This window comes from Sphingopyxis sp. 550A (assembly GCF_053569535.1).
Window position 1 is genome coordinate 1,431,023 of sequence record NZ_CM131615.1, and the last position, 20,405, is coordinate 1,451,427.

Here is a 20,405-nt window from a genome sequence, read left to right on the forward strand (position 1 = left end):
CATGGCGGGGATCAAGCTCGGCAAGCTGCCCGATCGCACGCCGGTGAAGATTGCCGTGACGGTGACGCCCGAGCTTGATCACGCGCTGCGCGACTATCTCGAGCTTTATCGGGCGGCTTATGGGGATACGGCTTCAACAGTCGCCGACCTCATTCCCGCGATGCTCGAAGCCTTTCTCGTCAGCGACCGCACCTTCGCCAAGACACGGCGCAATGCTGTCACGTCGCCATGACGGATTCATCGGGATTTCTGACTCTCAAACAGGCCGCGGATTTCCTCGGCGTGCATCCCAACACCGTGCGCAGATATGCCCGACTGGCGATGATTCCCTGCGCCAAGATCGGTCGCGATTGGCGGTTTCTGGAAGTCGATCTTGTCGCCTGGCTGCGTGAGCGGTATTCTGCGCCCGCACGGATGCATCTGAGTGCCGACGAGAAGGAGGCACTATGGCACTCTGGAAACGTGCAGGTATCTACAATGTCGACATCACAGCCCCGGACGGAAGCAGAATTAGACGCTCTGCTGGCACCACCGACCGGGCAAAGGCGAAGGAATACCACGACAGGCTGAAAGCCGAACTGTGGGATTTGGCGCGGCTCAAGCGGAAGCCCCTGCGTAGCTGGGACGAAGCGGCGGTGCGCTGGCTCAAGGAGAAGTCGCACAAGAAGTCCTACCGGGACGACGTGCAGCGGATCCGCTGGTGGACTGGTCATTTGCGGGGCAAGACCCTTGACCAGATCGACCGGGGGCTGATCGACCGGCTGGTGACGAAACATGTTCAGGCCTCGGATCGCACGAAGGACCTCTATGTGGCGCTCATTCGCGCCATGTTCCGGCGGGCGATGCGGGAATGGGAATGGATCGATCACGTCCCGGCGTTCAAGACCTACAGCAGGGGAGGGCAGGTCCGCGTTCGCTGGATCACCGAGGAGCAGGCCGAACGGCTGCTTCGCGAACTGCCCGACCATCAGCGTGAAGTGGCCGTGTTTGCGCTCTCCACCGGCCTGCGCCAGGGGAACGTCCTCGATCTGACCTGGGACCGGGTTCAGTTGGCCCGGCGCATGGCCAGGATCGAGCATGGCGATACGAAGAACGGGAATGCCCTTGGCGTACCCCTCAACGATCTCGCCATGGCTGTCTTGCAGCGGCAGTTGGGCAAGCACGAGACCCATGTGTTCACTTATCGGGGCGAACCGCTTCGGTCGGCGAATACGCGGGCGTGGCGCAAAGCGCTGGCGAGATGCGGGATCACCAATTTTCGCTGGCACGATCTGCGGCACACCTGGGCGAGTTGGCTCCGGCAGAATGACGTGCCCACCTGGGTGCTTCAGGAACTGGGGGGATGGAAATCGGAGACGATGGTACGGCGTTATGCCCATCTGTCGGTGAAGCATTTGCAGCCCTATGCCGACCAGCTGATTTTTGCGCCGAAAATCGGGTTGTCCGAAAAGGTGCAGGAAACTGCGGAAGGCAATGACACAAAATCACCCACATCGGCGCCCGAAGGCGGCCTTCGGGTGGTCGCCCGGAATGGAGTAAGATGTTGATTAAAAAGGCAGAAAAATGGTGGACGCACTTGGGCTCGAACCAAGGACCCGCTGATTAAGAGTCAGCTGCTCTACCAACTGAGCTATGCGTCCACATGCCGGTTTGCGGCGGTCTCCTCAGCGGCTCCGGGGAGCCTTGTGCTGCGAAGAGAGCGGCCCGCTATCATGCCAATTCGCTGATGGCAATGGTCCTCGCCGATATTTTTTCACATCTATCCTCCATCGGGCAGTTGTGCATTGTGCGACGGACTCGCTGCGGTACCATCCAAACTCGCTAGGTCGCGGGCGTCTCTGCCACGGCGCCCGCTGAGCAGGATGTTCGTATCGCGGTTGACGCGCACTTCGTTCGCGGCCGGTCGGTCCAGAGCGATGCGCGCATGGCTTCGGGTTCGCCGTCGATCAATTTCTCGATATCGCCCGGTTCAACGCCCGCATGCACGCCTGGATATCGCGGGCGGTTTTGTGGAGCACTTCCTGATTGACGGCTTCCCCGACAAAGCGTGACAGGTCGCCCTTGCGACCGCCGCCGCCATTATGGCGCGAGTCCTGATTTCGGCGCTTTGAATATCTGGCCGTCGATCGGCGCATTGACGGAGACAGTCTTCCAATAGACGGTGTTGGCTTTTACGCCGTCATAATAAAGGGACACCTCGCGCGCCTGCAACCAGCGCGGATTGTCGAGCATGACGAAATCGTCATAGGTGCGCACGTGAAATCCGCGCGGCGTCACGAAGCCCATGTAGCGGATATAATGGCTGTCGCGATCGATGCCGAACAGCGTCCGGGCCCCGTTCGGGTCGATGATCCGGATCATCCGCACCGGGTGGCCCTCGACGTTGGTGTCGGGCGCCCGCTCGATCCGGAAACCGTCGTTCAGCGCCTGGCGGATGATGCCGAAGCCGAAATTATTCGCCCAATAGGCGTCAGCCTCCGCCTTTGGCATCACCCCTTTCTCGGTCCAGGTCGTCGTGCCGTCGAAACCGACCTCGAACAGCAGGCGCTCGCCGTCGCGGGCGATGATCCGCACCTTGCCGTCGGCCTGATGGGCGACGGTACGGCCGGGGTTCATCTCGCGCCACATGCGATAGTCAGTGGCGCGCGAGCGCGGTGTCGCGGAATCGGGCGCATAGAAGACCGCCGTTCCGGCCAGATAAAGGGTGCGCGGGGTGAGCCACGCCACGCCGCCCGCCGCGTCGATCGCCGCCTGCAATATCTCCCGCGGCGACTGCGTGTCCGCAGCGACGGGCGTCGCGGGTTGATCAGCTGCGATCGCGGGCGGGTCTGTCACCACGGCGAAGATTGCCGACGGATCGGTGACGATGGACAAATTGGGATCGGACGTGATCGATTCGATCGAACAGGGTGACGCCCAGACGCTCGCCGATGCCAAGGCTTATGCCGATCAGGGCGATGCGCGGGTCGAGGCGATCGCGAACGACGCCCGCGCCGTCGCCGACGCGGCGCTGGAGAACGGCAAATATTTGAAAGTCAATGGAACCGGCGACGTTCCGCTGGCGAACGGCGTCGACGCGGTCGCGATCGGATCGGGCAGCGTCGCCGACAGCGACCAGTCGGTGGCGATGGGGGCCGGTGCGCAGGCACGCGGCGGCAAGGCGGTGTCGATCGGCGCGCAGAATGTCGCCACCGGCAATGGCGCGGTCGCGATCGGCGACCCCAACAACGCCACCGGCACGGGCGCGGTCGCAGTCGGGGCCGACAATACCGCAACGGGGGACGGCGCGGTCGCGATCGGCAACGCCAACACCGCCACGGGGAACGGCGCGATCGCGCTCGGCAACGGGGCATCGGCGACGGCGGACAACAGCATCGCGCTCGGCAACAGCGCCGTGGCCGACGAGGCGAATACGGTGTCGGTCGGCTCGGCAGGGGCGACGCGCCGGATCACCAATGTGTCCGCGGGCGTCGCGCCGACCGATGTCGTGAACATGTCGCAGCTCACCGGATTGACGAACAACGTCAACGCCATCAGAGGACGGGTCGACATCCTGGAGAGCCGTGTCGACCAGCAGAGCTTCGACCTCCGGCGTATCGATCGCATGGCGGGCCGCGGCGTGGCGATCGCGACGGCACTTGCCTCGATCCCGCCGCTCAGCGGCGACAAGAATGTCGGGATCGGCTTCGGCACGGGCACCTACGACGGGCGGTTCGCCTTCTCCTTCGCGCTCATCGCCCGCGCCGGGGATAGTGCGCAATTTCGTGTGAATGCCGGGACCGCCGGCAATGGCAAGATCGCCGCCGGTGCGGGAGCAACCTTCGGATTCTGATCCCGGCGTGCAATCAGGATGGTCTGCTTCTTGCGCGCGCAAGGAGCGGACCATCCGCAATCGGTCATTTCGCCATGCGGCCAGCGGCTCCGGGGAGTCTTGTTCTGCGAAGAGAGCGGCCTGCCATATGCTCATTCGCGCATGGCAAGGGCCTTTGCCGATATTTTTTCCGCCAGGGTCAAGTCGCCGCGAAATGGAGCGGGCGGCCGCGGGCCTTTCGGCCAGAGCGGCATCATGTCTGCCGGGCGACGAGTTGGGTCGGCAGCATGGCGGATCGCGGCCGCCCGCCGTCCAGCGTCTGCATCAGCTTTTCGACCAGTAGCGCCCCCGCGACTCCGGTCTGCTGCGCGATGGTGGTGATCGACGGGGTGAAATGCGCGGCGGGCGGAATATCGTTATAGCCGATGAGCGAATAGTCGCGCGGGGTCAGATGGCCTTCGGCGTTGAAGGCGCCGATGACCGCCATCGCGGCGGTGTCGGAAAAGGTGAAGACGGCATCGGGCCGTTCGGTACACGCCTTCAGATAGGCGTGGGCCTGGTCGTGAACCGCCGAAAAGGCCATGGATTCGATCGAAAGAACCTCGATCTCGATATTCTGGCCTGCCCGCGCGGCCGCTTGCAGCCCCTCGAAGCGCAGGCGGATCTCCTCGTGCTGGCGGTTGCCGACGAACAGCCAGCGGCGGCGCCCGAAGGACAGGAAGCGCTCGCCTGCCAACCGGCCGCCCAGGAAATTGTCGCTCCCGACCGCGCAATAGCCGCTTGCGTCGCTCACCGCGCCCCACACGACCATCGGAATGTCCTTGCGCGCGACCTTCCGCAGCAGCGCGTCGCGCGCGCCCTGTCCCAGCACGATGAAGCCGTCGGCGCCGCGTGAGCGGTGGAGATCGACGAAACCCTCGACCGTATCGAGCCCCGACGGCGACAGCAGCAGATCGAGATCGCGCACCGACAGCGCTTCGGAAATGCCCGCGAGCAACTCGAAGATGAAGGGGTCGCCGATCGCGCCCTGGCGGTGCGATCCGAAGTCGAGCACGACGGCGATCGCATTGGCGCGTTCGCGCCGCAGCTTCTGCGCGTGGCGATTCAGCGCATAGCCCTGCTCGCGTGCGACCGCGAGCACGCGCTCGCGCGTTTCGGCGCTGACCAGCGGGCTGCCGCTGAGCACCCGCGAGACGGTCGGCTTTGAAACTTTTGCAATACGCGCGACGTCGTCCATCGTCGGGCGTGTCGTGCGCGGCATCGTGGTCGTATCGCTGTTCCGGGCCGCCATAAGCCGTTCATATGGCAGCGATGCCGCGCGCGCAATGCTCGATCGCAATGCTATGAAACTTGTTGTTGAAATGCATTTCATAAAAATCTATCAGAATCGGCGAACGGGTGACACAGCCCGCCGAGGGAGGATGATCGATGGCAATCACGCGCAATTATTGGATGTCGCTTTGCTGGGGCGTGGCGCCGCTGGCGCTGGCCGCCGTTCCCGCGCCGGTGCTGGCGCAGGACGCGTCGCAGGCCGATTCGGCCGCGGGCGGGCTCGACGAAATCATCGTGACCGCGCGCCGCGTCGACGAACGCGCGCAGCAGGTGCCGATCGCGATCACGGCCTTCAGCCAGGACAATCTGCGCGAAAAGGGCGTGAACAACGGCACCGATCTTCAGAATTACACGCCGTCGCTGTCGGTTGTCGGCGACGTCGCGCGCAATCAGGAAACCTATTCGATCCGCGGCATGGGCGGCAGCACGGGGCAGGGCACGGGCAGCGGCCCGGGCGTCGTCGGCTATTTCGCCGAAGTGCCGACCAGCGTCAGCGGACCCGGCAGCTTTTTCGATCTTGCCTCGCTTCAGGTGCTGAAGGGCCCGCAGGGCACGCTGTTCGGCCGCAACACCACCGGCGGCGCGGTGCTGCTCGAACCCATGCACCCGAAGATGGGCGTCGTCGAGGGCTATGCCGACCTGACGCTCGGCAATTACGATCGGCGCAGCGGGCAGGGCGCGCTCAACATCCCGCTGGTCGGCGACAAGCTCGCGATCCGCGTTGCCGGGCAGTTCGACAAGCGCGACGGCTATGTCCGCGATGCCGTCACGGGCTTCGACTATCTCAATCGCAACAATTACAGCCTGCGCTTCGGCCTGCAGTTCAACCCCACCGACACGATCCGCAGCTATACGGCGGTCAGTTATGTCAATGTGAAGGAGCATGGTGGCGGCAGCATCCTGCTCGCGGTCAATCCCGATCGCCCCTATGCCGCCTTGCTCCAGCCCTATCTGCTGGAGCAGCAGGCGCGCGGCGTTCGCGAGACGGCGCTCAGTGTCCCGACGCGCGAGGTCGCGAAGAGCTTTCTCGCGCTCAACAATACCGAGATCGATCTGTCGGACACGCTGACGCTCAAGAATATCTTCAGCTATGCGCGCACCCGTTCGACGAGCGCGACCGACCGCGATTCCACGCCGCTGCCGATCGCCGACCTGCTCGGCGCCTATCCGGGCAGCTACAACAACAACCTGCGCACGATCACCGAGGAATTGCAACTCCGTTATGACGACGGCACGCTGCGCATCCAGGCGGGCGGCTTTTTCCTCGACGACAAGACGCCGTCGCCGCTGACCTTCCAGACCGTCAATCCGATGCAGTTCGGCGGCATCCTCGGCGGCGGTCCGATCATCCTGCCGCCCGCGCTGCAGGCGGCGCTCGGCGTCGACGGGCCGCTGCTCCCCGCGCTCAGCCTTCAGCCGACCGCGCGCGTCAGCGCCCAGAGCAGGGCGATCTATGCGCAGGCGCAATATAAGCTGACGCCCGACCTCACCGCGACCGCGGGTTTCCGCTGGACCTGGGACCGCTTCGGCGGCGAGATCCAGGCCTATCAGGCGGCCGAAAGCTACGACGTCTTCAACCAGCTCGCGGCGCTCGGCGTCATCACGCCGGCGCAGGCGGCACAGGTGATCGGGCTCAACGCCGATCTTTGCACCTATGACGCCTTCAAGGCGGTGGCGGCGGGCGGGTTCCCGACCCTCTATTACCCCAATTGCACGACGCCGACCTTCAACGGCAAGAGCAACGGGCCGACGTGGCAGGTCGGCCTCGACTGGCAGGCCAACCCCGACACGCTGCTCTATGTGGTGTCGCGGCGCGGCTATAAATCGGGCGCCACCAACCCGATCGTCTCACTGTTTCTTGGCGAGGAACACCCGCTGTTCGCGGTTCGGCCGGAACAGGTGACCGACCTCGAACTCGGGGTGAAGAAGGACTGGAATCTGGGCGGCGATGCCAGGGCCCGCACGAACATCTCGGCCTTCTATACCTGGTACAATGATATCCAGGTGATCCAGCGCGCGTCGATCGCGGGGTCCGACATTCTGACCAACGCCAAGAAGGCCCGGGTCATGGGGCTGGAGTTCGAGGGCCAACTCGTGCCGGTGCGCGGTCTGACGTTCAGCGCGGTCTATTCCTATAATTCGGCGAAATATCTCGAATATGATTCGATCGCGATTCCCGAAATCCCCTCGGCGCTGACCGCGGCGCAGCCGAGCCGCGACTTGTCGGGAACGCCCTTTTCCTTCGTGCCCAGGCACAAGTTCAGCCTCAACGGGCGGATCGACCTGCCGCCCGTCGAAGGGGTGGGGGAGATGGCGTTCAACGCGAACTGGACCTATCAGTCGAGCCAGCGCGTGACCCCCGAAGCGCAGCCGTTCGACACGATCGCGGGCTATGGCCTCGTCAATCTGCGGTTCGAGTGGAACAATATGTTTGGCGCGCCCATCGACCTCGCGGTCTATGGCACCAACATCTTCGACAAGGAATATCGCGTCACGGCCAATCCCGGCTATAATAATTCGGGTTTCATCAACTCGATCTATGGGGAGCCGGCGCAATATGGCGTGCAGGCCCGCTATCGCTTCTGAGCCCGGCATGACGACCGGAACCCGGTTCGACCGGCGCGAGATGATCGGTCTCGGCGCGGCGGCGATTGCCGCCGCCGCGGCCGGTCCGCTCCGCGCCGCGCCGGCCTCGCACCCCTTCCTCTGGGGCGCCGCGACCGCGGGGCATCAGGTCGAGGGTAACAATATCAATGCCGACATCTGGCTGCTCGAACAGGTCAAGCCGACCATCTTCGCCGAGCCGTCGGGGGATGCGTGCGATAGCCTGCACCGTTGGCGCGAGGATGTCGCGATCGTCAAGGCGCTCGGGCTCAACTGCTATCGCTTCTCGGTCGAATGGTCGCGGATCGAGCCGGCGCCGGGGCAGTTCAGCCAGGCCTGGCTCGATCATTATGCGCGCATCGTCGACCATTGCCGCGAACAGGGGCTGGCGCCGGTCGTCACCTTCAACCATTTCACCACCCCGCGCTGGTTCGCGGCGGCAGGCGGGTGGGAGAATCCCGACGCGCCTGACCTGTTCGCGCGCTATTGCGACCGGGTCGCGCGCGCAATGGCGGCGGGGATCAGCCATGCGCTGACCTTCAACGAGCCCAATCTGGCGCTCGGCGGCAACTGGGCCATTCACCCGCTATCGCAGGCGATGCGCGATGCCGTCGCGGCCTGCTGCGCGGCGGCGGCGAAGGCGAGCGGATCGGATCGCTTCTCGTTGCTCAACGCGGGCGATCCGGCGCCGATGATCCCCGGCGTGGTTGCCGCGCATGTCGCGGGGCGCGCGGCGATCCGCGCGGCGCGGTCCGATCTGCCGATCGGGATGAGTCTTGCCATCCCCGATAATGTCGCAGTCGGTGCGGACAGCGGGATCGAGCGCAAGCGCGCCGAAGTCTATGGCCCTTTCTTCGCGGTGATGGACAAGGATGATTTCATCGGCGTGCAGACCTATGGCCGCGCCTATGTCGGCGCCGACCGCGATGTCGATCCGCCCGCCGATGCGCCGAAGCGGCCGGGCGGCGGCGAATGGTTTCCCGCCGCGGTCGGCAATGTCGTGCGCTATGCCCACAAGGCGACGGGGCTGCCGGTGATGGTGACCGAGAATGGCATCGACGCCGCCGACGATAGCGAACGCGAGCGTTTCATTCCCGAAGCCGTCGCCTCGGTCGAGGCGGCGCGGCGCGACGGCGTGCCGGTGCTCGGCTATATCCATTGGTCGCTGCTCGACAATTTCGAATGGATGTCGGGCTATGGCCCGAAATTCGGGCTGGTGTCGGTCGACCGGCGAACCTTCAAGCGGACGGTCAAGCCGAGCGCGAAGCGGTTCGGTGCGATCGCGCGGGCGGGCGGAGTTCGGGCAGGATGATCCGGTCTTTTCTGGTGCCCCTGCTCGCAGCGGGGCTCGCATCCGCGACGGCTCAGGCGCAGGCGGTCAAGGCGCCGTGGCCCGACTTCCTGTCGCCCGAGGCGAAAGCGGGGCTCGCCGCCGACGCCGCGCGCTCGCCCGAACCCGCGGACATCGCGGGACGCCGCGCGCGCATCGACGCGATCCAGCAGGAGATCGGCGCGCCGCGCCTCGCGCGTTATGGCGTGACGATGAAGGAGGATGTGATCGCCGGGGTGCCGGTCCGCATCTTCACCTCCGCCAAGGGCGCGGCGAAGACGCCGATCTTGCTCAATCTTCATGGCGGCGGCTTCATCGTCGATGCGGGGTCGATCAGCGAGAATGCCGCGGTCGCGGCGCTCACCGGCTATCGCGTCGTCGCGGTGCGCTATCGCCTGCTCCCCGAACATCCCTTTCCCGCCGGGGTCGATGACGCGCTCGCCATCTATCGCGCCTTGCTGGCGGATCACGATCCGGCGCGGATCGGCGTCTATGGCACATCGGCCGGGGCGATCCTGTCGGCCGAGTTGGTCGCGCGGCTGCGCGCAGAGAAATTGCCGCAGCCCGCCGCGCTCGGCTTCTTCTCGGGCGCTGCCGACCTGTCGCGGGTCGGCGACAGCGCCGGGCTGTTCGCCGATGCGTTGGGCGTCGATGCGTTGGCCGCGCTCTATGCGGGCGGACGGGCGGTGAGCGATCCGCTCGTCTCGCCGCAGCGGGGCGACCTGACCGGCTGGCCCGCGACGCTTTGTCTTGCCAGCACGCGCGATTTCCTGCTGAGCGGCACCGCCGACTTCTGCCGCGCGATCGACGCGGCGGGCGCGCCCGCGAAGCTGGTGGTGTTCGACGGGCTGCCGCATGCCTTCTGGGCCTATATCGATGCGCCCGAAAGCGATGCCGCCTTCGCCGTGATGGCGCGCTTCTTCACCGAGCGGCTGGGAGAATGACCATGAGGATAGTGCTCGCCGCCGCGGCGCTCGCGGCCGCATCGCCCGCCGCGGCCCAGCTCGCGGTGCCGACCTTCACCTTGCCGGTGTCGAACCAGCTCAGCGACGAGGCGCAGGCCGTCCTCCAGCGCATGGCCGCCGCGACCGCGCCCGCCGAAATCGCGACCGACGTGGCAAAGCAGCGCGCCTTCTACGACCGCTACAACGACGACCGCCTCGCCGAGATGCGGAAGCACTTCCAGACCCGCGAGCAGCGCACGGTGATCAACGGCGTCACCGTCGACATCGTCGAACCCGCGGGCGGGGTCGCCAAGGGCAATGCCGCGCGGGTGCTCGTCAACGTCCACGGCGGCGCCTTCATGTGGGGATCGGGCAGCGGCGCGCTGGTCGAGGCGATTCCGGTCGCCGCGACGATGGGGGTCAAGGTGGTGACCGTCGATTACCGCCTCGCGCCCGAGCATCGTTATCCCGCGGCGTCCGAGGACGTCACCGCGGTCTACAAGGCGCTGCTCGAACAGTATCGGCCGGAGAATATCGGCATCTACGGCTGCTCCGCGGGCGGCGTCATCACCGCGCAGGCGACCGCGTGGATACGCCGTCAGGGCTTGCCGCGCCCCGGCGCGATCGGCACCTTCTGCGGCACCGGCGCGCCCTATTCGGGGGATAGTCCCTATCTGGCCGGACCGATCACCGGCGGCGCGGCGCTGTCCGCACCCGCGCTGCCCGACGTGCTGCCGCTGGCCTATATGCAGGATGTCCCGGCGAGCGATGCCGCCGCCTATCCGCTCGCCTCGCCGGACGAGATCAAGGCGATGCCGCCGACGCTGCTGCTCGCGGGCGGACGCGATTTCGCGGTCAGCGCGCTGACGCTCGCCGACCGGCGGCTGACGGCGGCCGGAGTGCCGAGCGAACTTCATCTGTTCGATGGCCTGCCGCACGCCTTCTTCGTCTGGCCCGACATGCCCGAATCGATGGAAGCGTATCGGCTGATCACGTCCTTCTTCGACCGGCATCTGGGACGAAGCGCGCGTTGATGCGAACCCGCACCATCGCCTCGCTCGCGCTCACCTATGCGCTGCTCGGCCTGCTGATGAACAGCGTCGGAACTGTCATTCTGCAATCGATCGCCCAGTTCGGGATCAGCAAGCCAATGGGATCGACGCTCGAGGCGTGCAAGGATCTGTCGGTCGTCGCCGCTTCCTTCCTGCTCGTCGCCGCGGTTCCCGCCTTCGGCTATCGCCGCTCGCTGATTGCGGTGCTCGCGGCGATGGCGGCCGCGTGCCTGCTCGCCTCCTTCGCGACCGGCTTTGCGGCGATGCAGGCGCTGTTCGTGGCGACCGGGCTGGCGTTCGGCATCACCAAGATCGCGACCTATTCGGCGATCGGCCTCGTCGCGCGCGATCCTGCCGATCATGCCAGCATCACCGGCCTGATCGAGGGCGTGTTCATGGGCGGCGTGCTCGCGGGCGCGTGGATCTTCGGCTGGTTCATCGACGCGGGCGACTGGCTGCGCGTCTATTGGCTGCTCGCGGCGGTCTGCGTGCTCGCGGCCGTCCTCTGGCTCGGCGTCCGGCTCGACGAGAGCATGGTTCCCGTCGACAGCGAGGGGGCTTCGGTAACGGCGGGGTGGAAGGCGATGTTCGCGCTCGCCGCGCTTCCCGCGACCGCCGCGGTGCTCGCCGCATTGTTCCTCTATGTGCTGGTCGAGCAGGGGGTCGGCACCTGGCTGCCGACCTTCAACCGCGAGATATTGCATCTGCCCGCCGCGATGAGCGTCCGGATGTCGAGCCTTTTCGTGGCCTCGCTCGCGCTCGGGCGGCTGGCGTCGGGCGTCCTGCTCCGCCGTATCGACTGGCTGCCGGTGCTGCTCGCCTGCCTTGCGGCGCTGGCACTGCTCGTTGTTGCGGCGCTGCCGCTCGCCGAAGGGGTGCGGCCGCGCGCCGGGATCGGCTGGGCCAGCGCGCCCGCCGCCGCCTGGCTCTTTCCGTTGATCGGTTTCTTCCTCGCGCCCATCTATCCGACCGTCTGTTCGGTCGCCCTGAGCGCGCTGCCGCAGCAGCGCCACGCGGCGATGATCGGGCTGATCGTGATCTTCTCCGCGCTCGGCGGCACGATCGGCTCCTTCCTCGTCGGGCTGCTGTTCCAGATGCTGCCGGGGACGACCGCTTTCTATCTGCTGCTGCTCCCGATCGTGCTGGTCGCGCTCGCGCTGCCGCTGGTGCGGCGGCGCGTCGCGGGAGCGGCCGCATGATCGCCGTCGATACCCCCGCCGGATTGTTCGGGCCGCTGTTCGCGGCGGTGCAGGAATGCGGGCTGTTCCCCGATTCCAAGACGTTCGCCGACGCGCGCCCGCGCCGTGCGCCCGCCGCGATCCTCGCCGACTGGCACGCCGAGCGCCCGGAGGGCGGGGAGGGGCTGCGCCGCTTCGTCCTCGCCAATTTCGACCTGCCGCAGGACTGGGCCGACCCGCCGCTCGACCAGCGCCCGCTCGCCGCGCATATCGAAGCGCTGTGGCCGCTGCTGACCCGCGCCGCGAGCGAGCCGGCGCCTGGATCGTCCGAGCTCTGGCTCCCGCACTCCTATGTCGTTCCCGGCGGGCGCTTTCGCGAGCTTTATTATTGGGACAGCTATTTCACCATGCTCGGCCTCGCGCGTTCTGGGCAGCAGCAACTCGTCGAGAATATGATCGCCAATTTCGGCAGCCTGCTCGACCGCATCGGCCATATCCCGAATGGCACGCGCAGCTATTATGTCAGCCGCTCGCACCCGCCCTTCTTTCACCTGATGGCGGCCCTGTCGCGCGACGCCAGCGGCGAGGGCCGTCGCCGCCGGCTCGGCTGGATGGTGCGCGAACATGACTATTGGATGGACGGCGCGGCCGGCCTCGCGCCCGGGGCCGCGGTGCGCCGCGTCGTGCGGCTGGCCGATGGCGCGCTGCTCAACCGCTATTGGGACGACAGCGACCGCCCGCGCGACGAAAGCTGGCGCGAGGATGTCGCGCTCGCCGCCGAAGCCGAAGCGCGCGACGCCGGGATGCTGTGGCGCGACCTCCGCGCTGCGGCCGAAAGCGGCTGGGATTTCAGTTCGCGCTGGCTCGCGGACGGACGGAATCTCGGCTCGATCCGCACGACGCGGCTGGTTCCGGTCGATCTCAACGCGCTGCTTTTCGGGCTCGAACAGGCGATCGCGGCCGAAGCCGAGGGACTGGGCGACCAGGCCATGGCGGCCGATTATACCGCCCGCGCCGACGCCCGTGCGCGTGCCATCGCCGATCATCTGTGGCACGAAACGGGCGGCCATTATGCCGATTTCGACCTCGACAACGGCGCACCGTCGGACCGCCTGACCGCGGCGGCGGCGTTTCCGCTCTTCGCCGGGCTCGCGAGCGGCGAGCGCGCTTCGCGAACCGCAGCGGCGTTGCGGCGCCTGCTCCGGCCCGGCGGTCTGATGACGACGCTGTGCGACAGCGGCCAGCAATGGGATGCGCCGAACGGCTGGGCGCCGCTGCAATGGATCGCGATCACGGGCCTCCGCCGCTATGGCGAGACGGTGCTTGCCGATGCGATCGCCGATCGCTGGATCGCGATGGTCGAGGCGCATTATGCCGCGACCGGCCAGCTTCTCGAAAAATATGACGTCGTCGCCTGTTCGGCGGGTTCGGGCGGCGAATATGGCACCGAAACGGGGTTCGGCTGGACCAACGGGGTGACGCTGGAATTACTAGCGATCCGAGATAGGAAAGCAGGAAGGAGTGGAGGCGATGATGCGTAAAGGGATGGGACTATCGTTCGCGATGCGGTTGGCGCCCGCGCTGCTGGCCTTCGCCGCGCCTATGGCGCTTCATGCGGAGGAGACCCCGGCGGTCACGCTGACATCGGCGCAATCGGCGCTGGTCGCCAAGGCGGCGAAGCTCGGCGCCACCGACCTCAAGACACTTCCCGCACCGGACGGCGGCTTCGTCCTCGCGGGCAAGCTCGCAGACGACCAGTTCTCGGTCGCTTTCCCGGCGGGCTGGAAGGGCGGCGCCCTGCTTTTCGCGCATGGCTATTCGGCGCCGGGGTCGCCGGTCGCGGTGGCCGAGGATCCGCTTTCGCCCGGCGTGGGGACCAACGGCATGATGCTGAAAGTCTATCAGGACGGCTATGCCGCGGGCCACAGCGCCTATGACAAGGCGGGCATGGGGGTCGAGACGGCGACCGAGAACACCCTCCGCCTGCGCGATTTCCTGACCCGGCTCGGTGCGAAGCGCGTGCTCGTCGCGGGCGGATCGATGGGCGGCAATATCGTCATGTCGCTGATCGAACAGCATCCGAAGGCTTTTGCCGGCGCGATTTCGGCGTGCGGCGTCACCGACGGCTGGGAAAGCCTGTTCGCGCAGCTTATCGACATGCGCGCCGCCTATAATGTGCTGACCGAAGGCACGCCCTATGCCTTGCCCGGCGAGCACGACCTGCTCAAGTCGGCCTTCCCGATGGACCCGCCCGCGGGTGAGGCGGCGAGCAGCGACGCTTTCCGTAACGGGCGCATCGTGCAGATCGCCATGCCGGTGCTGATGCTGGCGCAGGCGGCCGCGGCGAATCCCGAGGGGCGCGAAGCGCGCATCCTGAAGCAGGTCGCCTCGATCGGCGGCTTCGAGCCCGAAGTGGCATCGATCGCCTATCCGCTCGTCACCGTGACGCTCGGCATGGACGATCTGGGCGCGACGCTCGGCGGCAATATCTATGGCAACGCCGGCAAAGTCTATGCGAGCCCCGAGATGACGGCTGAGGAGGCCGCCGCCTTCAACACCAAGGTCCAGCGGATCACGGCGGACCCGGCTGCGGTCGCCAACGCGCGCCGCTGGCATCAGGCGACGGGCCGGTTCGACGTGCCGCTGGTGACGATCCACAACCGCATCGACTCGCTCGTCCCCTATGCCCAGTCGGAGGCGCTGGGGCGCATCGTCGCGGCAGCGGGCAACGAAAAGCGGCTCGTCCAATATACGGTGCCGGGGACGAAGGCGGCGCTGCCGGTCGGCGGGGTCGAGGGCTATACGCATTGCGGCTTCTCGCCCGAACAGATGACCGCGACGTGGGAGGCGCTGAAGGGTTGGGTCGAGACCGGCAAGCGCCCCGCCGCCGACGCGGTTCGATAAGGCGCGAAGGGCAGGGCGTGTCCGACCCCTCCGGCCTCAACCGCCGCGAGTTTCTCGGTGCCGGTGCGTTCGCCGCCGCCGTCCTCGCGAGCGCGGGGGCGAAGGCGGCGGAGCGCATCGCCGCGGTGGACATCGACGCACTGCTCGCGCGAATGACGCTCGCCGAAAAGCTCGGCCAGCTCGCGCAGGCGCGCGGCGAGCGCAACGACACCGGCCCCTATGTTCCCGCGGGCAGCGAGGCCGATGTGCGCGCGGGCCGCATCGGCTCCTTCCTCAGCGTCTATGGCGCTGACACCACCCGGCGGCTCCAGCGTATCGCGGTCGAGGAAACGCGGCTCGGCATTCCGCTGCTTTTCGCCGACGATGTGATCCACGGCTTCCGCACCATCTTCCCGGTCCCGCTCGGCGAGGCGGCGAGCTTCGATCCGGCCGCCGCCGAACAGGCGGCAAGGATCGCGGCGGTCGAGGCGACCGCCAACGGCCTCCACTGGACCTATGCCCCGATGGTCGACATGGCGCGCGATCCGCGCTGGGGCCGCGTCGTCGAGGGCGCGGGCGAGGATGTCGAGCTTGCCTGCCGCTTCGCCGAAGCGCGGGTGCGCGGCTTTCAGGGCCGGACGCTGTCGGACCCCGACGCGATGATGGCGACCGCCAAGCATTTCGTCGCCTATGGTGCGGCCGAGGGCGGGCGCGACTATGACGTCGCCGACGTGTCGCCGCGGCGCCTCGCCGAATATTATTATCCCCCTTTTCAGGCTGCGATCGCCGCGGGCGCGGCGAGCGTGATGGCCGCGTTCAACGAGGTCAACGGCGTCCCGATGCACGCCAACCGCGAGCTATTGCGCGGTGTGTTGCGCGGGGCGTGGAAATTCGACGGCCTGATCGTCAGCGACTATACCGGCATCCGCGAACTCGTCGCGCACGGCGTAGCCGCCGACGATGCCGAAGCCGGGCGGCTCGCGATGGAGGCCGGGATCGACATCGATATGGTCAGCGGCATCTATGCTGACCTGCTGCCCGCCGAAGTGGAGGCGGGCAAGCTCGATATCGCGCTCGTCGATGCGGCGGTGCGCCGACTGCTCGAGGCGAAGGCGGCGCTAGGGCTGTTCGCCGACCCCTATCGCAACTGCGACCCCGCGCGCGCGAAGCGCGAGACGCTGCGCCGCGAGCATCGCGCCGCCGCCCGCGACCTTGCGCGCAAGAGCATGGTCCTGCTGCGGAACGAAGGACAGGTGCTGCCGCTGTCCACGGCCCTGCGCAGTGTCGCTGTCATCGGCCCGCTCGCCGACGACCGCCGCTCGATGCTGGGAAGCTGGGCGCCGACCGGGGTCGCCGCCGATGCAATCACGCCGCGCGAAGGGATCGCCGCGGCGCTCGGCTCGGCCACGCGAGTGATTCATGCCGCGGGCGGTGAGGTGGCGCTGGCGGCGGCGCGCGACGCCGATGCGGTCATCCTCTGCCTCGGCGAGGATTGGGACATGAGCGGCGAGGCGCGCAGCCGCGTCGCGCTCGACCTCGCGTCCGACCAGCAGGCGCTCGCCGACGCCGTCCTCGCGCTCGGCAAGCCGGTGGCGACGGTGATTTTCGCGGGCCGTCCGCTGACGATCGGCGCGCTTGCCGAGCGCGCCCCGGCGATCCTCTGGGCCTGGCATCCGGGGGTCGAGGCGGGGCCCGCGCTCGCCGATCTGCTCTTCGGCGACGTCAGCCCGTCGGGCCGCCTGCCGATCAGCTTCCCGCGCCACGTCGGGCAGATCCCGATCCACTACGACCACCGCAGCACCGGCCGTCCGGCGAGCGAGACCGAACGCAACAGCGCCAAATATGTCGACGCCCCCTGGACCCCGCTCTATCCCTTCGGCCACGGCCTGACATATGCGCCCGTCCGTTACGAGGGGTTGACCCTGTCGTCCGAACGGGTCGCGCCCGGCGCCGCGCTTGATGTCGCCTTCCGGATCGCGAACGAAGGCCGGTTCGCGGTCGAGGAAGTCGTCCAGCTTTATCTGCACGACGAGGTCGCGAGTACGACCCGCCCGGCCAAGGTGCTCAAGCGTTTCGCCCGCATCGCGCTCGCGCCCGGCGAGCGCAAACAGGTCCGCTTCACGCTCGCGGCCGCCGATTTCGCGTTGCTCGATGCCGGTCTTGCGCCCGTGGTCGAACCGGGCGGCTTCTCGCTGTTCGTCGGCGGCAGTTCGGAAACGGCGCTGGAGGCGCGTTTCACCGTCGAGAGTTGAGCCGCGCCTCAGTGAAAGCGGCGGCTGCCCGTCTTGCTGTCGTTCTCGACCGCCAGGATGATGCCGATGCAGGTCATGATCGTCAGCATCGACGATCCGCCATAGGAAAAGAGCGGCAGCGGAATGCCGACGACCGGCGCCAGGCCCATCACCATCGACAGGTTGATCGCGATATAGAAAAAGATCGTCATCGTCAGGCCGGCGGCGGTCAATTGGCCGAAGCGCGTGCGGGCGCGCAGCGCGACGCGCGTGCCCCAGCGGATCAGCAGGAAAAAGGCGAAGAGCAGGCCGATCCCGCCGATCAGCCCCCATTCCTCGGCCATCGTCGCGAAGATGAAGTCGGTATGCCCCTCGGGCAGATAGTCGAGATGGCTCTGCGACCCGTTGAGGAAGCCCTTGCCGCCGATTCCGCCCGATCCGATCGCGATCTTCGATTGGCTGATATGATAGCCGGCGCCGAGGGGATCGCTCTCGGGGTCGAGGAAGATCAGGATTCGCTTCTGCTGATAATCGTGAAGCATCGAGAAAAGCACCGGCAGCGCCGCGGCGCCCGCGCCGGCAGCGCTGCCGAACCACCAGAAGGGCAGCCCGGCGACGAACATCACGACCACGCCGCCGATGCTGATCGCGAGCGCGGTGCCGAGGTCGGGTTGCAGCATGACGAGCGCGGCTGGGAGCCCGATGGCAACCAGCGCGGGCCAGAGCGCGGTGAAGGTGCGCGTGTTGCCCGGCGGCAATTGGGCATAGAAGCGCGCAAGCGCGAGGACGATCGCGACCTTCATCAGTTCCGAGGGTTGAAGGTTCATGAAGCCGAGGTTGAGCCATCGCTGGCTGCCGCCGCCGACGAAGCCCAAAAGCTCCACTGCGAGGAGTAGCAGCAGCACGCCAAGATAGCCCAGATAGGAGAAATCCTCGAAGATCCGGAGGGGCATCCGGCTGATGCCGAGCATGATGCCGAGGAAGACGAGGAAACGCACCCCCTGTTGCCACGCCCAGGGCGACCAGTTTCCGCCCGCCGCCGAATAAAGGACGAGCAGGTCGAAAGTGATGATCGAGCCGAGCAGCGCGATCAGCTTCCACGGAATGCGCTGGATGGCGGGCGGGACGGGGATCATTGCGCGAGCCCCGGATCGGGCGCGGCGATACCGGCCTTCCAGGCCGCATAATTGCGATCCATGCGCTCCTTGATCGTGCCGCCCCAGCCGGTCTCGAACGCATCGAGCGCTTCCATCGCCTTTTCGCGGTCGTAGAGGAAGGTGAGAATGTCCTTGGCGACGGGGGCTGCGGCGCGGCTGCCGCCCATGCCATGCTCGATGATGACCGATATGGCATAGCGCGGATCGCCGACAGGCGCGAAGCCGATGAACAGGCCGTGGTCGCGAAACTTCCACGTCCCGCCCTTGCCGTTGCCGGTGTTGAGCCCGCGTACCTGCGCGGTGCCGGTCTTGCCGGCCATGGTGATTCCGTCGAGCGGCAGGCGGCTGCGCCCGGCGGTGCCGCCCGGCCCGTTGACGACGAGGTCCATGCCCAGGCGCGCGGTCCCGAGCGCTTCGGCGGAGAAGGGCAGGGGGTCGTTCTTGAACTGCCGGTTGACGAGGCGGGGATAGAGGCGGCGCCCCGAGGCGATGCGCGACGCCATCACCGCGAGCTGAAGCGGGTTCACGCTGACATAGCCCTGTCCGATCACCGCGTTCAGCGAATCCGATGCCGACCAGGGCTGGCCATATTTCTTCATCTTCCACGCGCTGTCGGGGATGGTGCCGAAGCGCTGGTTGCTGCCCGCGAGCTGGAACTCCTCGCCGAGCCCCATCAGGCGCGCCGTCGGGGCGATCGCATCATAACCGAGCCGGTCCGCAACCCAGTAGAAATAGCTGTTGCAGCTTTTCATGATCGCGTGCGGCATATCGAGGCTGCCGTGCGTGCCGAGGCAGCGGAAGAAACGGTTGCCGAGGCGATAGCCCCCGATGCACGTATGGCGCTCGCTGGGATCGATGCCATGCTCGATGGCGGCGATCGCGGCCATCGGTTTCAGCGTCGAACCGGGCGGATAGAGGCCGCGCGTCGCCTTGTTGATCAGCGGCTGGTGATCGTCGGCGCGCAGCCAGCTATATTCCGAATTGCTGATGCCGTCCGAAAAGCTGTTCGGATCGAAGCTGGGCATCGAGACGAAGGCGAGGATGTCGCCGGTCAGCGTGTCGATGACCACCGCTGCGCCCGATTCGGGGCCCAGGCGCCGCGCGGCATAGTCCTGCAGGTCGGCGTCGATCGTCAGGTGGACGGTCTTGCCCTGCGTGTCGGGCTGGGTGCTGAGCTCGCGCACCACCTTGCCGCGCGCGGTGACCTCGACGCGCTTGGCGCCGGGCTTGCCGCGCAGCATGTCCTGGAAATATTTTTCGAGCCCGTCCTTGCCCGTCTTGTAGCCGGGCGTGATGTAGAGCGGATCCTTGACCTTCTCATATTCCTCGGCGGTCGGCGCCCCGACATATCCGATCAGATGGCCGACCGCGGCGCCGGTCGGATAGTTGCGCGCAAAGCCGCGCTGTGGCGCGATGCCCGGCAGTTCGGGCAGATGGACAAGCACCGAGGCATAATCCTGCTCCGTGACGTCTTCCGCGACCGCCACCGGCTGAAATCCCGACGCGGCCTTCAGGTCGCGCTCGATCCGCTCCATCGTGTCGCCATCGAGGCGGAGCAGCGTCTTGAGCTGTCCGAGCACCAGATCCTTGTTGTGCAGGCGATCGGGAATGATGTCGACGCGCAAGGAGACGCGATTGTTCGCCAGCGCCTTGCCCTGCCGGTCGACGATCCAGCCGCGCCGCGGCGGGATGAGCGTCAGATTGACGCGATTGCTTTCCGATTCAAGGACGTAGCGTTCGTTGTCGATGATCGAAATATAGGCCATGCGCGCCGCGAGCGTGCCGAACAGCGCCGCCTGCGCGCCGCCGACAACGATCGCGCGGCGGGTGAAGGTGATGCCTCTCCAGGCTTCGGTGATGGGCGGGCTTTTCTTGCCGAACAT

General features: G+C 66.9%; 16 protein-coding genes, 1 tRNA gene and 1 pseudogene. 12 read left to right on the forward strand and 6 right to left on the reverse strand.

All coding sequences use genetic code 11. From position 1 onward, the window contains the following. The first annotated feature begins 1 nt into the window (after position 1). The 3 genes and pseudogenes from ACVENA_RS06885 (at position 2) to ACVENA_RS06895 (ending at position 1,547) form a co-directional block, all read left to right on the forward strand. Positions 2-232 carry a DUF2274 domain-containing protein gene (locus tag ACVENA_RS06885; RefSeq protein WP_449328165.1) on the forward strand — a complete coding sequence of 77 codons (231 nt, stop codon included), beginning with the start codon at positions 2-4 and terminating at the stop codon, positions 230-232. After that, positions 229-336 (forward strand): annotated as a pseudogene (locus ACVENA_RS06890) (helix-turn-helix domain-containing protein); the annotation flags it as partial. The gene ACVENA_RS06885 and the pseudogene ACVENA_RS06890, both read left to right, overlap by 4 nt. 110 nt (positions 337-446) lie before the next feature. Next, a complete protein-coding gene (locus tag ACVENA_RS06895; RefSeq protein ID WP_449328166.1) occupies positions 447-1,547 on the forward strand; it encodes a tyrosine-type recombinase/integrase in 1,101 nt (366 codons plus the stop codon). Between the two features lie 17 nt (positions 1,548-1,564). On the opposite strand, the gene ACVENA_RS06900 is transcribed toward ACVENA_RS06895, so the two are convergent. From ACVENA_RS06900 to ACVENA_RS06910, 3 genes are all read right to left on the reverse strand, one after another. Further along, a tRNA-Lys gene (locus ACVENA_RS06900) sits at positions 1,565-1,640 on the reverse strand. Between the two features lie 306 nt (positions 1,641-1,946). Continuing rightward, positions 1,947-2,135, reverse strand: a complete 189-nt coding sequence (locus ACVENA_RS06905) for a ribbon-helix-helix domain-containing protein (protein WP_449328167.1) — start codon at positions 2,133-2,135, stop codon at positions 1,947-1,949. After that, positions 2,080-2,874, reverse strand: coding sequence for a hypothetical protein (locus tag ACVENA_RS06910; RefSeq protein WP_449328168.1), 795 nt, complete (start codon positions 2,872-2,874; stop codon positions 2,080-2,082). The genes ACVENA_RS06905 and ACVENA_RS06910 overlap by 56 nt, the downstream gene beginning before the upstream one ends. Here ACVENA_RS06910 and ACVENA_RS06915 point away from each other — a divergent pair. Further along, positions 2,867-3,832: a YadA family autotransporter adhesin gene (locus tag ACVENA_RS06915; RefSeq protein WP_449328169.1), complete on the forward strand. Its 966-nt coding sequence runs from the start codon at positions 2,867-2,869 to the stop codon at positions 3,830-3,832. The two genes, ACVENA_RS06910 and ACVENA_RS06915, sit on opposite strands and share 8 nt — an antisense overlap. A gap of 232 nt (positions 3,833-4,064) precedes the next feature. Here the strand turns inward: ACVENA_RS06915 and ACVENA_RS06920 are convergent, their stop codons facing one another. After that, positions 4,065-5,102 (reverse strand): LacI family DNA-binding transcriptional regulator, encoded by a 1,038-nt coding sequence (locus tag ACVENA_RS06920; protein ID WP_449328170.1) that lies wholly within the window; start codon positions 5,100-5,102, stop codon positions 4,065-4,067. Between the two features lie 137 nt (positions 5,103-5,239). Between ACVENA_RS06920 and ACVENA_RS06925 the strand changes: the two genes are divergently transcribed. The 8 genes from ACVENA_RS06925 to ACVENA_RS06960 are packed head-to-tail and all read left to right on the forward strand — an operon-like array spanning position 5,240 to position 17,386. Then, positions 5,240-7,729 carry a TonB-dependent receptor gene (locus ACVENA_RS06925; RefSeq protein WP_449328171.1) on the forward strand — a complete coding sequence of 830 codons (2,490 nt, stop codon included), beginning with the start codon at positions 5,240-5,242 and terminating at the stop codon, positions 7,727-7,729. 7 nt (positions 7,730-7,736) lie between these two features. After that, positions 7,737-9,059: a family 1 glycosylhydrolase gene (locus tag ACVENA_RS06930; RefSeq protein WP_449328172.1), complete on the forward strand. Its 1,323-nt coding sequence runs from the start codon at positions 7,737-7,739 to the stop codon at positions 9,057-9,059. Next, positions 9,056-10,021 carry an alpha/beta hydrolase gene (locus ACVENA_RS06935; RefSeq protein ID WP_449328173.1) on the forward strand — a complete coding sequence of 322 codons (966 nt, stop codon included), beginning with the start codon at positions 9,056-9,058 and terminating at the stop codon, positions 10,019-10,021. Before ACVENA_RS06930 ends, ACVENA_RS06935 begins: the two co-directional genes overlap by 4 nt. Before the next feature lie 2 nt (positions 10,022-10,023). After that, a complete protein-coding gene (locus ACVENA_RS06940; protein ID WP_449328174.1) occupies positions 10,024-11,055 on the forward strand; it encodes an alpha/beta hydrolase in 1,032 nt (343 codons plus the stop codon). Next, the gene (locus ACVENA_RS06945; RefSeq protein ID WP_449328175.1) at positions 11,055-12,272 is read left to right on the forward strand and encodes an MFS transporter; all 1,218 of its coding nucleotides are present in this window, start codon (positions 11,055-11,057) and stop codon (positions 12,270-12,272) included. Before ACVENA_RS06940 ends, ACVENA_RS06945 begins: the two co-directional genes overlap by 1 nt. Continuing rightward, complete coding sequence (gene treA, locus ACVENA_RS06950) at positions 12,269-13,792, forward strand: alpha,alpha-trehalase TreA (protein ID WP_449328176.1); 1,524 nt, start codon at positions 12,269-12,271, stop codon at positions 13,790-13,792. The genes ACVENA_RS06945 and treA overlap by 4 nt, the downstream gene beginning before the upstream one ends. Beyond that, positions 13,782-15,155, forward strand: a complete 1,374-nt coding sequence (locus tag ACVENA_RS06955) for an alpha/beta hydrolase family protein (protein WP_449328177.1) — start codon at positions 13,782-13,784, stop codon at positions 15,153-15,155. The genes treA and ACVENA_RS06955 overlap by 11 nt, the downstream gene beginning before the upstream one ends. Positions 15,156-15,172: 17 nt before the next feature. Next, positions 15,173-17,386 carry a glycoside hydrolase family 3 N-terminal domain-containing protein gene (locus tag ACVENA_RS06960; RefSeq protein ID WP_449328178.1) on the forward strand — a complete coding sequence of 738 codons (2,214 nt, stop codon included), beginning with the start codon at positions 15,173-15,175 and terminating at the stop codon, positions 17,384-17,386. A gap of 8 nt (positions 17,387-17,394) precedes the next feature. On the opposite strand, the gene rodA is transcribed toward ACVENA_RS06960, so the two are convergent. Together rodA and mrdA are read right to left on the reverse strand one after the other, a co-directional pair. Continuing rightward, entirely contained in the window at positions 17,395-18,501 is a 1,107-nt protein-coding gene (gene rodA / locus ACVENA_RS06965) for a rod shape-determining protein RodA (RefSeq protein WP_257549508.1), read from the reverse strand. Further along, positions 18,498-20,405: a penicillin-binding protein 2 gene (mrdA, locus tag ACVENA_RS06970; RefSeq protein WP_257549510.1), complete on the reverse strand. Its 1,908-nt coding sequence runs from the start codon at positions 20,403-20,405 to the stop codon at positions 18,498-18,500. The genes rodA and mrdA overlap by 4 nt, the downstream gene beginning before the upstream one ends.

Bases quoted from the DNA above. Each gene is read 5' to 3' on its own strand.
- ACVENA_RS06885 (WP_449328165.1), top strand. From the start codon at position 2: ATGGCGGGGATCAAGCTCGGCAAGCTGCCCGATCGCACGCCGGTGAAG.
- ACVENA_RS06895 (WP_449328166.1), top strand. From the start codon at position 447: ATGGCACTCTGGAAACGTGCAGGTATCTACAATGTCGACATCACAGCC.
- ACVENA_RS06905 (WP_449328167.1), bottom strand. From the start codon at position 2,135: ATGCGCCGATCGACGGCCAGATATTCAAAGCGCCGAAATCAGGACTCG.
- ACVENA_RS06915 (WP_449328169.1), top strand. From the start codon at position 2,867: ATGGACAAATTGGGATCGGACGTGATCGATTCGATCGAACAGGGTGAC.
- ACVENA_RS06920 (WP_449328170.1), bottom strand. From the start codon at position 5,102: ATGGCGGCCCGGAACAGCGATACGACCACGATGCCGCGCACGACACGC.
- ACVENA_RS06925 (WP_449328171.1), top strand. From the start codon at position 5,240: ATGGCAATCACGCGCAATTATTGGATGTCGCTTTGCTGGGGCGTGGCG.
- ACVENA_RS06930 (WP_449328172.1), top strand. From the start codon at position 7,737: ATGACGACCGGAACCCGGTTCGACCGGCGCGAGATGATCGGTCTCGGC.
- ACVENA_RS06935 (WP_449328173.1), top strand. From the start codon at position 9,056: ATGATCCGGTCTTTTCTGGTGCCCCTGCTCGCAGCGGGGCTCGCATCC.
- ACVENA_RS06940 (WP_449328174.1), top strand. From the start codon at position 10,024: ATGAGGATAGTGCTCGCCGCCGCGGCGCTCGCGGCCGCATCGCCCGCC.
- ACVENA_RS06945 (WP_449328175.1), top strand. From the start codon at position 11,055: ATGCGAACCCGCACCATCGCCTCGCTCGCGCTCACCTATGCGCTGCTC.
- treA (WP_449328176.1), top strand. From the start codon at position 12,269: ATGATCGCCGTCGATACCCCCGCCGGATTGTTCGGGCCGCTGTTCGCG.
- ACVENA_RS06955 (WP_449328177.1), top strand. From the start codon at position 13,782: ATGATGCGTAAAGGGATGGGACTATCGTTCGCGATGCGGTTGGCGCCC.
- rodA (WP_257549508.1), bottom strand. From the start codon at position 18,501: ATGATCCCCGTCCCGCCCGCCATCCAGCGCATTCCGTGGAAGCTGATC.
- mrdA (WP_257549510.1), bottom strand. From the start codon at position 20,405: ATGTTCGGCAAGAAAAGCCCGCCCATCACCGAAGCCTGGAGAGGCATC.